At 54.4% G+C, this 13,095-nt stretch carries 15 protein-coding genes and 1 tRNA gene; 9 read left to right on the top strand and 7 right to left on the bottom strand.

Annotated elements, in window-relative coordinates:
* Positions 1-3: 3 nt before the first annotated feature.
* Positions 4-1,353, top strand: a complete 1,350-nt coding sequence (gene accC, locus NeNHUV3_RS11970; RefSeq protein WP_391481627.1) for an acetyl-CoA carboxylase biotin carboxylase subunit — start codon at positions 4-6, stop codon at positions 1,351-1,353.
* Between the two features lie 101 nt (positions 1,354-1,454).
* The gene (gene aat, locus NeNHUV3_RS11965) at positions 1,455-2,099 is read left to right on the top strand and encodes a leucyl/phenylalanyl-tRNA--protein transferase (RefSeq protein WP_391481626.1); all 645 of its coding nucleotides are present in this window, start codon (positions 1,455-1,457) and stop codon (positions 2,097-2,099) included.
* Here the strand turns inward: aat and NeNHUV3_RS11960 are convergent.
* From NeNHUV3_RS11960 to NeNHUV3_RS11935, 6 genes are all read right to left on the bottom strand, one after another.
* Complete coding sequence (locus NeNHUV3_RS11960; RefSeq protein WP_391481624.1) at positions 2,063-2,425, bottom strand: DUF2155 domain-containing protein; 363 nt, start codon at positions 2,423-2,425, stop codon at positions 2,063-2,065. The genes aat and NeNHUV3_RS11960 overlap by 37 nt on opposite strands.
* Positions 2,422-2,871: an outer membrane lipid asymmetry maintenance protein MlaD gene (gene mlaD / locus NeNHUV3_RS11955; RefSeq protein ID WP_391481623.1), complete on the bottom strand. Its 450-nt coding sequence runs from the start codon at positions 2,869-2,871 to the stop codon at positions 2,422-2,424. Before mlaD ends, NeNHUV3_RS11960 begins: the two co-directional genes overlap by 4 nt.
* A gap of 48 nt (positions 2,872-2,919) precedes the next feature.
* The gene (locus tag NeNHUV3_RS11950) at positions 2,920-3,303 is read right to left on the bottom strand and encodes an NADH:ubiquinone oxidoreductase subunit NDUFA12 (protein ID WP_391481622.1); all 384 of its coding nucleotides are present in this window, start codon (positions 3,301-3,303) and stop codon (positions 2,920-2,922) included.
* A 93-nt stretch (positions 3,304-3,396) separates the two neighbouring features.
* Positions 3,397-3,750 carry a Rid family hydrolase gene (locus tag NeNHUV3_RS11945; RefSeq protein ID WP_391481620.1) on the bottom strand — a complete coding sequence of 118 codons (354 nt, stop codon included), beginning with the start codon at positions 3,748-3,750 and terminating at the stop codon, positions 3,397-3,399.
* Positions 3,747-5,012 (bottom strand): ATP-dependent Clp protease ATP-binding subunit ClpX, encoded by a 1,266-nt coding sequence (gene clpX, locus NeNHUV3_RS11940; protein ID WP_048599985.1) that lies wholly within the window; start codon positions 5,010-5,012, stop codon positions 3,747-3,749. Before clpX ends, NeNHUV3_RS11945 begins: the two co-directional genes overlap by 4 nt.
* A 218-nt stretch (positions 5,013-5,230) precedes the next feature.
* Entirely contained in the window at positions 5,231-5,854 is a 624-nt protein-coding gene (locus tag NeNHUV3_RS11935) for an ATP-dependent Clp protease proteolytic subunit (protein ID WP_048599986.1), read from the bottom strand.
* Positions 5,855-5,995: 141 nt separating this feature from the next.
* On the opposite strand from NeNHUV3_RS11935, the gene NeNHUV3_RS11930 reads away from it, so the two are divergent.
* On the top strand, positions 5,996-7,198 hold the full coding sequence (locus tag NeNHUV3_RS11930; protein ID WP_391481618.1) for an FAD-binding domain-containing protein: 1,203 nt from the start codon (positions 5,996-5,998) through the stop codon (positions 7,196-7,198).
* Positions 7,199-7,343: 145 nt separating this feature from the next.
* Here NeNHUV3_RS11930 and NeNHUV3_RS11925 read toward each other — a convergent pair.
* Positions 7,344-7,433, bottom strand: a tRNA-Ser gene (locus NeNHUV3_RS11925).
* A 166-nt stretch (positions 7,434-7,599) separates the two neighbouring features.
* Between NeNHUV3_RS11925 and NeNHUV3_RS11920 the strand changes: the two genes are divergently transcribed.
* From NeNHUV3_RS11920 to NeNHUV3_RS11895, 6 genes are read left to right on the top strand one after another with little or no spacing between them, the layout of a single operon-like run.
* Positions 7,600-8,448, top strand: coding sequence for an SPOR domain-containing protein (locus NeNHUV3_RS11920; protein ID WP_391481616.1), 849 nt, complete (start codon positions 7,600-7,602; stop codon positions 8,446-8,448).
* A 51-nt stretch (positions 8,449-8,499) separates the two neighbouring features.
* The gene (locus NeNHUV3_RS11915; RefSeq protein ID WP_391481615.1) at positions 8,500-9,669 is read left to right on the top strand and encodes a D-alanyl-D-alanine carboxypeptidase family protein; all 1,170 of its coding nucleotides are present in this window, start codon (positions 8,500-8,502) and stop codon (positions 9,667-9,669) included.
* Between the two features lie 3 nt (positions 9,670-9,672).
* Entirely contained in the window at positions 9,673-10,269 is a 597-nt protein-coding gene (tmk, locus tag NeNHUV3_RS11910; RefSeq protein WP_391481613.1) for a dTMP kinase, read from the top strand.
* Positions 10,270-10,320: 51 nt separating this feature from the next.
* Positions 10,321-11,451: a DNA polymerase III subunit delta' gene (locus NeNHUV3_RS11905; RefSeq protein ID WP_391481612.1), complete on the top strand. Its 1,131-nt coding sequence runs from the start codon at positions 10,321-10,323 to the stop codon at positions 11,449-11,451.
* Positions 11,433-12,230: a TatD family hydrolase gene (locus NeNHUV3_RS11900; protein WP_391481610.1), complete on the top strand. Its 798-nt coding sequence runs from the start codon at positions 11,433-11,435 to the stop codon at positions 12,228-12,230. Before NeNHUV3_RS11905 ends, NeNHUV3_RS11900 begins: the two co-directional genes overlap by 19 nt.
* A complete protein-coding gene (locus NeNHUV3_RS11895; protein WP_391481608.1) occupies positions 12,231-13,034 on the top strand; it encodes an MBL fold metallo-hydrolase in 804 nt (267 codons plus the stop codon). It abuts the gene before it with no gap.
* Positions 13,035-13,095 lie beyond the last annotated feature (61 nt).

Genomic DNA, 13,095 nt, shown 5'->3' with positions numbered 1-13,095 from the left:
AGCATGTTCGATAAAATCCTCATTGCGAACCGCGGCGAGATTGCCCTTCGCGTCATCCGTGCTTGCCGCGAGATGGGCATCGGCAGCGTTGCAGTCCACTCAACAGCTGACAGTGACGCGATGCACGTACGCATGGCCGACGAAGCCATCTGTATCGGGCCGCCCTCATCTACTGACAGTTACCTGAACGTTGCCGCGATTGTTGCAGCTTGCGAAGTAACCGGCGCCCAAGCGATCCACCCCGGCTATGGCTTTTTGTCTGAGAACGCTAATTTCGTGCAGATTTTGCAGGATCACGGGATCACCTTTATTGGCCCCACAGCCGAGCACATCCGTGTCATGGGTGACAAGATCACAGCCAAAGACACAATGAAACGCCTTGGCGTGCCATGTGTTCCAGGCTCTGACGGTGGCGTGCCTGATCTTGAAACCGCGCTGCAAGTTGGTCGTGACATTGGCTATCCGGTAATCATCAAAGCAACTGCAGGTGGCGGCGGTAAAGGCATGAAAGTGGCCAATTCCGAAGAGGAAATGACTAACGCTTTCCGCACTGCGCGTTCTGAAGGCAAAGCAAACTTCGGCAACGATGAAGTCTATATTGAGAAATACCTCGATACACCGCGCCACATCGAAATTCAGGTGTTTGGCGACGGTAAGGGCAAAGCCGTTCACCTCGGGGAGCGCGACTGCTCACTGCAACGTCGCCACCAAAAGGTCTTTGAAGAGGCTCCCGGGCCCTCAATTGACGCCGAAACGCGCGCTAAGATTGGGGAAATCTGTGCAAATGCTGTGGCCGACATCAACTATATCGGCGCAGGCACAATCGAGTTTCTTTATGAGAATGGCGAATTTTACTTCATCGAGATGAACACCCGCCTTCAAGTGGAACACCCCGTTACTGAGGGCATCTTTGGCGTTGATCTGGTCCGCGAACAAATCCTTGTGGCGGCCGGTGAAGATATGACGTTTGGCCAAGACGATCTTGAGATCAACGGCCACTCCATCGAAGTTCGGATCAATGCAGAGCGCCTGCCAAACTTTGCGCCCTGCCCCGGCAAGATCACCCAGTATCACGCGCCCGGCGGCTTGGGGGTGCGTATGGATTCCGCCCTCTATGATGGCTATTCAATCCCGCCCTACTACGACAGCTTGATCGGCAAATTGATCGTTCATGGACGCGACCGCCCCGAAGCTTTAGCGCGTCTCAACCGTGCCTTGGGAGAGCTGATTGTTGACGGTGTCGATACAACTGTTCCGCTGTTTTACGCACTTCTGGCAGAGCAAGACATTCTGGATGGTAATTATGATATCCATTGGCTTGAACACTGGCTTGAAACAAACTTGCAGGGCTAAGCCCTTGAAAACATAATACATCGGGCCAGTTGAAAGACTGGCCCTTTCTTTTTGGGCCAAGCTGGCGCACGCTACGCAAGAAAGGCTCATGCCACATGCCAATGGAAAAACTCAGCTCCGATCTGGTGCTTCAAGCCTATCGCTCGGGTATTTTCCCGATGTCAGAAGGTCGTGAGGTCAATGAGGTCTTCTGGGTCGACCCACGTCAGCGCGGCATCTTCGAGCTGGACCGTTTTCACATCTCACGGTCACTGGCAAAAGCGATGCGCACCACACCGCACAGCGTCACCCTTAATCAGGCGTTTGAAGAAGTCGTTGATCAATGTGCAGCGCGAACCGAAACCTGGATCAACGCGCAGATCAAAGAGCTGTACCTCGAACTGCATAACCGCGGGGATGCCCACTCAATTGAGGTACGCGGCGAAAACAATAGCCTGATTGGCGGTGTTTACGGGGTGGCCATAGGAACTGCGTTTTTTGGCGAAAGCATGTTTTCGAACGCGACTAATGGATCAAAAATTGCACTCGCCTATTTGATCGATATGCTGCGGACCCAAGGGTTTAGCTTGTTTGATACTCAGTTTCTTACAGATCACCTCGCCAGCCTTGGTGCTGTAGAAATTCCACGGACGGAATATCATCGCCGTCTTGGGATGGCGCTCTCTCAAAGTGCTAATTTTGCGTTCACAGACGGGCGTGCGCCAAGCCCTCAGGATGTTTTACAACGCAATACCCAGACGTCATAGCGCGGGTGTTCTAGCGCATTCAGCGCCGGTGCAGATGCAATCATCCAACCGTCAAAGACGGGATCACTAGCGCCTTGCGCACGCACTGTAATCAGCGCGAAGGCATCGCCTGTCGGGTTTGACGTGGGGTACCGGCATTCGCGCAGCTGTACGCTAATCAAGCCTTTTTGAGCCGACTGACCTGATGCAAGGTCAAAGTCTGAAACAGTGCCGTTGGTTTTGTCGAGGACGCGTAGAGTACCGCCTGTTGCAGTGTCAGCAGATTGCGCGAAACTGGCAGACGCGGATAGAAATAGCGCAACAAAAGAACGCCAAACCACTGTCATTCAGTCGATCCACCGACAAAACGCAGCAGCAGTGTGATCAGGCTAACGGCACTTTGGGTGTCTTCAACCTCATCGCCGCTAGCAAAGTAGAACTCTGACCCACCGGGGGAAATGTTGACGAAGTTACCGCCAAGAAGGCCCTCAGATTCAATTGAGATTGCACTATCATCGGGGATTTCAACGCCATCTGCGATCGCCAGTTTCGTTTCAGCGCGGTAGGTGACAGGGTTCAAATCCATCGCCGTAACAGCGCCAATCTTGACGCCAGCCAACCGAACATCTGTCCCAACTGCGACACCATCGGCACTACGAAAGCTTGCTTGTAGCGTGAATTGGCCACCAGAGCTTGCTCCAAACCCTGTCAGGCCTGCTGCATAGATCAAAAAGGCAGTAGCTGCCGCCAGAACGACGCCACCAAGGGCAATTTCACCGCGGGAATACGTCATGCAAACACCTTTGCCTATTTACAGAAAAATCGGTCAGAACCCCGTGACTTACTCCGGCGTCCACGCCTCATAGTCGCTACGCGGTGCTGGGTCGCCTTTACGGATAGACCCTGCGGGCGCATAGGCAAGGGTTGTACCAGTTAGGTTCGGCAGGTGCTCTTTTTCCCATGGCTTGTGTGCCAGTGGTGCATCTGTGGGCGTTTCGTTCCACGTGTGGTGCAGCCAGCCATGCCAGTCCGGATCAACCCGCGAAGCATCTGCTTCGCCATTGAAAATCACCCAACGGCGCGCGGCGTCTTTGCTTTGATAAAACTGATTTCCTTGGGAATCTTGGCCGACCAAAGTGCCTTTGCGCCACGTCCATAGCTGTGTTCCGAGTGTTTGTCCGTCCCACCAAACGGCGGCCCGTTTCACGAAGTTCAAAATACCCATGGGTGCCCTCTTTGATCTGCTTGCCTTGCTATGCCGCATTTGTGCCCCAACGTCTAGGCAGATTACGTTTTGCATACGATCTGCGCAGTGCGGTTAGGCCAGCGCTGTAACTTCGATCTCAATCCGGAAGCGCGGATGCAAAAGCTTTGCTTCAATCACCGTGGCCGCAGGCGGATTATCACCGAACGCCTCAGAAAGCTGCGGCCAGCAGGCCTCAAACTCAGTGATGTCGGGCAAGTAATACGTAACGCGCACCGCTTTGGAGATGTCGGAGCCCGCCTCGGTCAACGCATTCTTGATGGTCCCAAGCGCTGAACCGCATTGGCTGACAACGTCATCACCTTGACCAACGGTACCGGCGACAAACGCGAATCCACCCGCAACAACCGCGCGGCAATAACCAATCTTGGCTTCAAATTCTCCTCCGGAGTGGATGCGCTTGATCATGCGGTAGCGTCTTCTTTAGCCTTTGTATCACCGTGGATCAGCAAGGGTTCTGCGTCAGAATTAACAGCTTCTTCATTGACCACCACCTCGGTGACGCTTTCCTGACCGGGCATGTCAAACATGGTATCAAGCAAGATGTCTTCGAGGATCGAGCGCAGGCCACGCGCACCAGTTTTACGCTCAATCGCGCGCTTGGAAATCGCGGACAACGCATCATCGGTGAAAGTCAGCTGAACATCTTCAAGCTCAAATAAGCGTTGGTATTGCTTCACCAGCGCGTTCTTAGGCTGGGTCAAGATCGTAACCAGAGCGTCTTCGTCCAAGTCTTCGAGCGTCGCAATAACAGGCAAGCGGCCAACAAACTCCGGGATCAGGCCGAATTTCAGCAGATCCTCAGGTTCGAGGTCTTTGAAGTACTCACCCACAGTCTTTTGGCTTTCGTCTTTGACGTCAGCCCCAAAGCCCATCGCAGATCCCTTGCCGCGCTGCGCAATGATCTTATCGAGGCCTGCAAACGCCCCGCCGCAAATGAACAGAATGTTGGTTGTGTCCACCTGCAAAAACTCTTGCTGTGGATGCTTGCGCCCACCTTGGGGGGGCACAGACGCAACTGTACCTTCCATGATCTTCAGCAGAGCCTGCTGCACGCCCTCGCCCGACACATCGCGGGTAATTGATGGATTGTCAGACTTACGTGTAATTTTATCAACTTCGTCGATGTAGACGATGCCGCGCTGTGCGCGCTCGACGTTATATTCAGACGCCTGCAGCAACTTCAAAATAATGTTTTCAACGTCTTCCCCAACATAACCGGCTTCGGTCAATGTGGTGGCGTCGGCCATGGTGAAGGGCACATCAAGAATGCGCGCAAGAGTTTGGGCAAGAAGTGTTTTTCCGCACCCCGTTGGCCCGATCAGCATGATGTTTGATTTCGCCAACTCGATGTCTGAGCCGTTGCCAGCATGGTTCAGTCGTTTGTAGTGGTTGTGAACCGCCACCGACAGCACGCGCTTTGCCTTGGCTTGGCCAATGACATAATCGTCCAACACGCCACAAATCTCGAGCGGCGTTGGCACGCCTTCGGATGACTTCAGACCGGTCGCTTTTGTCTCTTCACGGATGATATCCATGCACAATTCAACGCATTCATCACAAATGAATACCGTTGGACCCGCGATAAGTTTGCGCACCTCATGCTGCGATTTACCGCAAAAGCTGCAGTAAAGTGTGTTCTTTCCGTCGCCGCTTGCTTGGTTGGTCATAGTATCATCCTTTGGGGGCGTGTCCCCCGAGTTGCGTTTGGTGCCATCTTGACGTCGACCCATGCTAAGACAGGCAAAAATCGGCTACAATGCGAAAATGCCCCCATTTCGAGAAATTGGGGGCATTCTTCTAATCGTTTAAGCGGTGCTGCAATCAAAGGTTAACAAGGGCTTAACACATTCATGTCCGGCCCAAGTATTCCGATGGAAAAGCGTCACTACGCGTCGTCACCTTTGGAGCGGTTTTCAACGATCTCGTCGATCAAACCCCAGTCTTTTGCCTCTTCGGGCGACATGAAGTTATCACGCTCAAGCGCTGCTTCGACGTCTTTCAATTTATTGCCCGTGTGCTTGACGTAAATTTCATTCAAACGGGTCTTCAGCTTTTGCGTTTCCTGAGCATGGATCATGATGTCTGTCGCCTGCCCTTGGTATCCGCCAGAAGGCTGGTGAACCATCACGCGGCTGTTTGGCAGAGAAAAGCGCATACCTTTTTCGCCAGCCGTCAGCAAAAGCGAGCCCATTGATGCCGCCTGACCAATCACAAGCGTTGATACTTTGGGACGGATGTACTGCATGGTGTCATAAATGGACAAACCTGACGTCACCACACCACCTGGTGAGTTGATGTACATGCTGATCTCTTTGGACGGATTTTCAGCCTCAAGGTGGAGCAACTGCGCCACGACAAGCTGCGACATGCCATCATGGACGGGGCCGTTCAAAAAGATGATCCGCTCCTTCAAAAGACGCGAGAAAATGTCATAGGCGCGTTCGCCACGGCTGGTTTGCTCAACAACCATAGGGACAAGGTTCATATATGTTTCGACTGGATCTTTCATGGGAATGCCTCATCCTGCATGTGTGTGCCGCTACTTAGTAGCCTCAATTTACTAAGATAAGATTAGGACGCGTGATAGCGGGCTGCAAGGCGGCGCGAGGCTTTTTGTTGAAACCACTTCATGGCGCGTTATCTGCCGCCCATGACACAAACACATTTCCCCCCGACCCGCACCGCCGCGCTCGAGCGCCTCTCCTCATTCGTGCCACGCGCAGGGCGCTATGGCCTGCGGAGAAATTATGACGTTGCAGGCCACGAAGGCGTGTCACAACTCTCTCCCTATATCCGTCACAGACTGATCACAGAAGAAGAAGTCTTGCGTACAGTTCTGGGACGATACAGCGCACAAAGTCTCGAAAAATTCGTTCAAGAAGTCTACTGGCGCACCTATTGGAAGGGCTGGCTTGAGATGCGCGCGCCAGTTTGGGGGATGTATAAGCAAGGGCTGAACGCGGCGCTGAACAATGTGCAGACCCAAAGTGGGCTGCGCGCCGAGTGGGAAGCCGCGTGCGCCGGCACCACGGGGATCGACTGTTTTGATCATTGGGCGAAAGAGCTGGCTGAGACAGGTTATCTGCACAATCACGCACGGATGTGGTTCGCATCAATCTGGATCTTCACGCTTCGGCTACCTTGGGAGTTGGGCGCGGATTTCTTCATGCGCCACCTGCTTGACGGCGATGCCGCATCAAACACCTGCTCATGGCGGTGGGTCGGCGGACTTCAAACCGTGGGCAAGACCTATCTGGCCCGCCCCGACAACATCACAAAATACACCGAAGGGCGTTTTAGGCCAACGGGCCTTGCCCCCCACGCGGAACCTCTGAGCGGCTTTGCAAACCCCGACCGGCAACCGATCAAAACACCAGATGCGCCCCAAGCCGGCGCACGGACACTAATCGTGATCCACGAAGATGACATGGCGCTTTCGACCGTGCTGAACGCAACCCGAGGATGTGAAGTTGTCGGCGCAGCTGCCCTAGCTTGTCACGATGCACGCACGCCGCTGAACGTAGCGGAAAACGTGCGGGTATTCACAGAAGACGGGCTTCAAGACACCGGTGAGCGCTTCGCAGACAAATTGGGAATGACCCCGGAAATTTTGGATGTGGAAGCCATCGCACAGATGGCCGCGGATCTGGAATGCGATCAAGTCGCTGCAAACTACGCCCCCGTAGGCCCCGCCAATGACACTTTAAAGAAGCTCGACAAGGCCTTGAAAGGTAAAGGAATAGCATTGACCCAAGCGATGCCAGACTATGACGCGCAAGCTTGGCCCTATGCCACGGCAGGTTTCTTCAAATTCAAAACCAACATCCCCAAACTGATCGCAGGTTTGGGATGAGTTGCTTTAATTTGGTTTTCTGAGAATAGCTAAAGGCCGGATGTGCTGTGCAGTGGGTAATCTGCATAGCCCTTCGAGCTTTGCTCCAAACCAGCCAGGTTTAGCTAAAGCCGCTAACCACCTAGAAATCAAATTTAAATAAAGGTGGCGGAGGCTCAGGGATTCGAACCCTGGGTACGCTCTCACGTACGTCGGTTTTCAAAACCGGTGCATTCGACCACTCTGCCAAACCTCCGCGTTTGGACCGTGTAGCGTGCAAATTTTGATTCGAAAAGTGGGGAATGTTGCCTAAAGCATTTCCGTCGCTTTTCAAAAGCATGACCTTTCGATAAGGTTGTGGAAATTAGATAGCGAACAGGGTCAACCTTGTCGCACAGCAGGCACACAGGACGGACAGAATTATGGCTGCAAAACGCATCACGACAGTGCATTCCGTTGGCGCTTTTTTGGCAGCGGCGGTGCTGCTTTCGGGGTGTGACGAGAACGGTCAGCTGTCCCTTAAAGCCCTGCAAACAAGCCCCGATGCGACCGTGACGCCCGCAACTACCGCGCGACTTGTTGAACGCGACGTCGAAGCACCAGACGTGTTTCAAGTGACAGAAACAGGCCTTTGGGATGGACGCCCAAGCTTGGGTGGTGTCTGGGTGGCCCACCCTGATGTGAAAGATCCCGAGCGGGTCATTATTCGAAATCAAGCGAACGGTAAATTTGTTATCGGTGCTCTTTTTCGCCGTGAACGCGACAATCCCGGCCCCAGCCTTCAGCTTTCCTCAGATGCCGCAGACGCAATCGGGGTGTTGGCGGGACAGCCGGTGCCGCTCAATGTGACGGCTTTGCGCCGTGAAGCAGTGGAAGAACCAACGCAAACCACGCCTGCGCAAACAGCCATTGAAAAACCAGCCGCAGTTGAAGCGCAGCCTCTCGATGATATTGTGACCACCGCTGCCAACGCCATTGATGCATCAACGGAACAGCCGCCAGCGGCCAAACCAACACCACGCCCCGCTGTGTCCACGTTGAATAAGCCGTTTATTCAAATTGGCATTTTCAACGTTGAGCAAAACGCAAAGAACACTGCTGAGGCGATGCGTCAGGCGGGCATTATCCCGCAGGTTCTTCAAGGCACCAGCAATGACAAAACTTTTTGGCGCGTCATCGTTGGGCCAGCGACCAATACATCTGAACGCGCGGGGCTGTTGAAAAAGGTCAAATCACGCGGCTTTAATGACGCCTATTACGTCACCAATTAGACAGCACGCGCCAAGATCACGGCGCATGCTCAGATCAGCAATGAGGCACATATGACCCACCGGTTACTCATCGTTTTGGCATTTTTGATACTGCCCCTCAGCGCTGCCCATAGTTTTGAAACCCGCGCTACGGCCGCTTACGTCATCGATCAGACAACCGGCACGGTACTGCTGGCCAAGAACGCATCGAAACCTTTGCCACCGGCGTCAATGTCCAAACTGATGACACTTTATATGGCGTTTGAAGCTGTAGAAGACGGCAGGCTCAGCATGGATGAAGAGCTGCTCGTTAGTCAAAACGCGATGAACTATGGCGGCTCTACTTTGTTTCTTAGACGCGGCGAACGCGTCAGTGTCGCGGACCTCATAACGGGCATCATTGTTTTGTCGGGCAACGACGCCTGCGCAGTCATTGCCGAGGCGCTTAGCGTAGACGGCACCGAGGCTGGCTTTGCGAAAATGATGACTGCCCGCGCGCGCCAATTGGGGATGATGGACAGCAATTTCACCAACTCCAACGGATGGCCCGCACCCGACCATCGCATGTCGATGCGCGACCTTGGCACGCTTGCGGACCTGCTGATCAAAGACTTCCCCCAGCACTACCCCCTTTTTGCACAACGCGAATTTTTATTTGACCCGACAGAAAGCTCAAACCGGTTGAACCGCAATCCTTTACTGGCACTTGATATTGGGGCAGACGGCCTGAAAACCGGCCACACACAAGAAGCGGGTTACGGCCTTGTGGGTAGCGCAAAACAAGGTGATCGCCGTGTAATTTTTGTAATCACTGGCCTCGAAACCGCAGCGGGACGCGCCGAAGAAGCAGAACGCATCGTTGATTGGGCTTTTCGTCAGTTCGCTCAGAAAGATATCATCACGGCCGGTACCAAGGTTGCCGATGCTGAGGTTTGGAATGGTGATTTGCCGCTGGTGGGCCTTGCGGTTGCGCAGGATCTTTCCATGCTGCTCCCCGTCTTGGCTGCGGATCAGGTAAAGGCCGAAGTCGCCTACACAGGCCCGATCGAAGCACCAATCTTGAAAGGCGATGTTCTGGCCGAATTGGTGGTAAGTGTTAATGGCCTTCCCGACACCCGTATCCCGTTAGTTGCTGAACACGACGTTTCTGCCGGTGGCTTTCTGAGCCGCATGCGCACCGCAAGCCGCGTTGTCATCCGCAAAATAGCCGGACCAACAGTTCCCCTTATGGCGACGAATTAATCCATGACTGCACGTTTCATTACTTTTGAGGGCATCGATGGCTCTGGCAAATCGACCCAAGCGCGCCGCCTTGCTGACGCCCTGCCCAACGCAATTTTGACCCGCGAACCCGGTGGTTCAACCGGTGCCGAAGAAATTCGCCGCCTGCTGGTTGAGGGGGAGCCAGATCGCTGGTCCGCTGAAACAGAGCTTTTATTATTCACAGCGGCCCGTCGTGACCACCTTGAAAAGACCATCCGCCCTGCCCTTGAACGCGGCACAACGGTGATCAGTGACCGCTTTGCCGACAGCACACGGGTCTATCAAGGTGCGACCCGTGGCGATTTACGCAGCAAAGTAGATGCGTTGCACAGTTTGATGATTGAGCGTGAACCTGACCTGACGATATTGATCGACATGGACCCGAAAACAGCGCTGCAACGCGGCTTGGCCAGATCAAGCGGCGAAGACCGCTTTGAGGACATGGGCCTCGAATTTCAGCAGGCCCTTCGTACAGGGTTCCTTGATCTCGCCAAACAGGATCCTGCCCGTTGGCGGGTGATTGATGGAAACAGGTCCATTGAGGACGTCTGGCACGACGTCCAAGCCGCAGTCATTTAGAAGGCGCAATTAGCGCTTTTACCTGCCCCAGACCCGTGGCACACCTTTGCTATGTCTGATCTGCCCGAACCCGACCGCATTGAAGGTGCGCCACATCCGCGCGAAACCACACGCCTGTTTGGGCATGGGGCGGCGGAGGCTGCGGTACTTGATGCATTCACCTCTGGGCGGCAACATCACGCGTGGATGCTGCAAGGCCCGCGCGGTACCGGCAAAGCGACATTCGCTTATCACTTTGCAAGATTTCTGATCGCCACGCCCCCAGCGGGAAAGCCGGATATGTTCGGCGATACGGCGGCGCCCAGCACATTGCACATTTATCCAGAGCATCCCGTTGCACGCCGAATGGCCGCCGGATCCGAAAGCGGGCTGTTCGTCTTGCGTCGCGCCGTCGATGAGAAGGACAAAAGCAAACTTAAGACTGTAATCACCGTCGATGAGGCACGCAGGCTCAAAGAATTTCTGACCATGTCTGCGGCCGACGGCACACCGCGCGTTGTGATCATTGATGCGGCGGATGAAATGAATGTTCAGACCGCGAATGCCATCTTGAAGCTGCTTGAGGAGCCACCTGCAAACACCACGCTTTTGCTGATCTGCCATCAGCCTTCGCGCCTGCTGCCAACCATTAGGTCACGGTGCCGTACGCTGTCTTTCAACAGGTTATCTGCAGAGGATATGACCCAAGCCTTGGCGCAAGCGGGTGTACCACTTCCCACGAATATGGATCACCTGAACGCTCTCGCAGATGGCTCTGTTGGGGAAGCGTTAAGGCTACTGAACCTTGGCGGTCTTGATACATATGCCCGACTGGTTGAGTTACTCCAAAACGCGCCAGGCCTTGACCGAGCTAAACTCAGTAAACTCGGCGACGGCATGATTGGCCGCGCCAAGGCACCCCAGTTTGATCTATTTTTGAACCAGATTGACACGTTGTTGTCACGGATCGCACGCACCGGCATTACAGGTGCACCATCCGTGGAGGCAGCACACAACGAAGGCGCGCTGCTACAACGCCTTTGCCCTAATCAAGCTGCGGGAAAGGCATGGGCGGCACTTCACCAAGACATTGGCGCACGTCTTAGGCATGGCAAAGCGGTCAACCTTGACCCTGCGGTGTTGGTCGTTGATACGGGCCTCAAGATTGACCAAGAAGCCGCCAAATGGGCCGCAAAAAGGTAGCCACCATGATAGTCGACAGCCACTGCCACCTCGATTTTCCAGACTTTGACGAAGAACGCGCAGATATCGTGGCGCGGGCCGTTGAGGCCGGTGTGGGCAAAATGGTAACGATCTGCACAAAGTTGAAGAACGAGCCACAAGTACGCAAAATCGCTGAAGAATTTCCATCCGTCTACTATGCGGCGGGTACGCACCCAATGTCTGCCGCGGATGAGCCGATGGCCACTGTGAAACACCTTGTTGACCTTGCGCAGCACCCCAAGTTTGTAGGCATCGGCGAGACCGGTCTGGATTATCACTATACGGCCGACAGCGCTGAGGTACAAAAAACCTCTCTTGCCGTACACATCGATGCCGCCCGCGAAACAGGGCTGCCGCTGATCATCCACTCTCGCGCGGCAGATGAGGACATGGCAGATATCCTTGAGGCGGCCTACGCCAAGGGTCCGTTTGACTGTGTCATGCATTGCTTTTCAAGTGGGCCGGAGCTGGCGCGCCGTACTCTCGATCTGGGATTTTATCTGTCCATGTCGGGCATCGCGACATTCCCCAAATCGCAAGAAGTGCGCGACATCTTTGCCGCTGCTCCACTGGACCGTGTCTTGGTGGAAACTGACAGCCCGTATTTAGCACCAAAGCCGTTTCGCGGAAAACGAAATGAACCCGCCTACACGGCCCACACCGCGGCGGTTGGCGCAGAGGTCTTCGGCATATCGCTTGATGATTTCGCCAAAGCGACCACAGACAACTTTCATCGCCTCTTCTCAAAGGCCGCCTAAATGGAGCGGGTGTTTACCATACTCGGTTGCGGCTCATCAGGAGGCGTTCCGCGATTGGGGCCCAACGGCGGAAACTGGGGGGCGTGCGATCCAGGTAATCCTAAAAACAGGCGTCGCCGCTGTGCGCTACTTATTGAGCAGCACACAGATGAAGGCACCACTACGGTCCTGATCGATACTGGACCCGATATGCGCAGCCAGTTGCTTGATGCGGGTGTCGGCGCGTTGGATGCGGTTGTCTACACCCACAGCCACGCAGATCATGTCCACGGCATCGATGACCTGCGCCAGATCGTTTACAATATGCGCAGCCGCCTTGATGTTTATGCCGATGGCGACACGACAAACGACCTTATTTCGCGGTTTGGATACGCCTTTGTCCAGCCGGCTGGATCAAGCTATCCGCCTATTTTGAACCTCAATGCAATCGATGGCGATGTTACTGTGTCGGGCAATGGCGGCGAAATCATTCTATCGCCAATTCGCGTGACCCATGGCTCTATCGAGGCGCTTGGCTTTCGAATTGGCAACGTGGCGTACATGCCTGATGTGTCCAGCATGGGTGAGGATGGTTTTGCGATGCTGCACAACCTTGAATACTTCATTCTTGATGCCCTGCGCTATGAACCGCATCCGACACACCTCAATGTTGAACAAGCACTTGAATGGGTGGATCGCCTGAGACCGTCCCAAGCGGTGCTGACCAACATGCATCTCGATCTTGACTACGACACACTCAACCGTGAAACCCCTGATCACGTCACACCAGCTTTCGACGGGATGCAGATAAAAGTTCAGCTCTAGCTTTCTTTTGTTTTCAAATATCCCCGCCGGAGGCCCGCGACGCTGCTCACCCACCCCGGAC

This window comes from Nereida sp. NH-UV-3, from assembly GCF_042939535.1.
Taxonomy (GTDB): domain Bacteria; phylum Pseudomonadota; class Alphaproteobacteria; order Rhodobacterales; family Rhodobacteraceae; genus Nereida; species Nereida ignava.
This window is presented reverse-complemented; position numbering and strand designations above follow the sequence as displayed.

Coding starts and splice junctions, on each gene's coding strand:
- accC (WP_391481627.1), top strand. CDS start 4: ATGTTCGATAAAATCCTCATTGCGAACCGCGGCGAGATTGCCCTTCGC.
- aat (WP_391481626.1), top strand. CDS start 1,455: ATGGAAAAACTCAGCTCCGATCTGGTGCTTCAAGCCTATCGCTCGGGT.
- NeNHUV3_RS11960 (WP_391481624.1), bottom strand. CDS start 2,425: ATGACAGTGGTTTGGCGTTCTTTTGTTGCGCTATTTCTATCCGCGTCT.
- mlaD (WP_391481623.1), bottom strand. CDS start 2,871: ATGACGTATTCCCGCGGTGAAATTGCCCTTGGTGGCGTCGTTCTGGCG.
- NeNHUV3_RS11950 (WP_391481622.1), bottom strand. CDS start 3,303: ATGGGTATTTTGAACTTCGTGAAACGGGCCGCCGTTTGGTGGGACGGA.
- NeNHUV3_RS11945 (WP_391481620.1), bottom strand. CDS start 3,750: ATGATCAAGCGCATCCACTCCGGAGGAGAATTTGAAGCCAAGATTGGT.
- clpX (WP_048599985.1), bottom strand. CDS start 5,012: ATGACCAACCAAGCAAGCGGCGACGGAAAGAACACACTTTACTGCAGC.
- NeNHUV3_RS11935 (WP_048599986.1), bottom strand. CDS start 5,854: ATGAAAGATCCAGTCGAAACATATATGAACCTTGTCCCTATGGTTGTT.
- NeNHUV3_RS11930 (WP_391481618.1), top strand. CDS start 5,996: ATGACACAAACACATTTCCCCCCGACCCGCACCGCCGCGCTCGAGCGC.
- NeNHUV3_RS11920 (WP_391481616.1), top strand. CDS start 7,600: ATGGCTGCAAAACGCATCACGACAGTGCATTCCGTTGGCGCTTTTTTG.
- NeNHUV3_RS11915 (WP_391481615.1), top strand. CDS start 8,500: ATGACCCACCGGTTACTCATCGTTTTGGCATTTTTGATACTGCCCCTC.
- tmk (WP_391481613.1), top strand. CDS start 9,673: ATGACTGCACGTTTCATTACTTTTGAGGGCATCGATGGCTCTGGCAAA.
- NeNHUV3_RS11905 (WP_391481612.1), top strand. CDS start 10,321: ATGTCTGATCTGCCCGAACCCGACCGCATTGAAGGTGCGCCACATCCG.
- NeNHUV3_RS11900 (WP_391481610.1), top strand. CDS start 11,433: ATGGGCCGCAAAAAGGTAGCCACCATGATAGTCGACAGCCACTGCCAC.
- NeNHUV3_RS11895 (WP_391481608.1), top strand. CDS start 12,231: ATGGAGCGGGTGTTTACCATACTCGGTTGCGGCTCATCAGGAGGCGTT.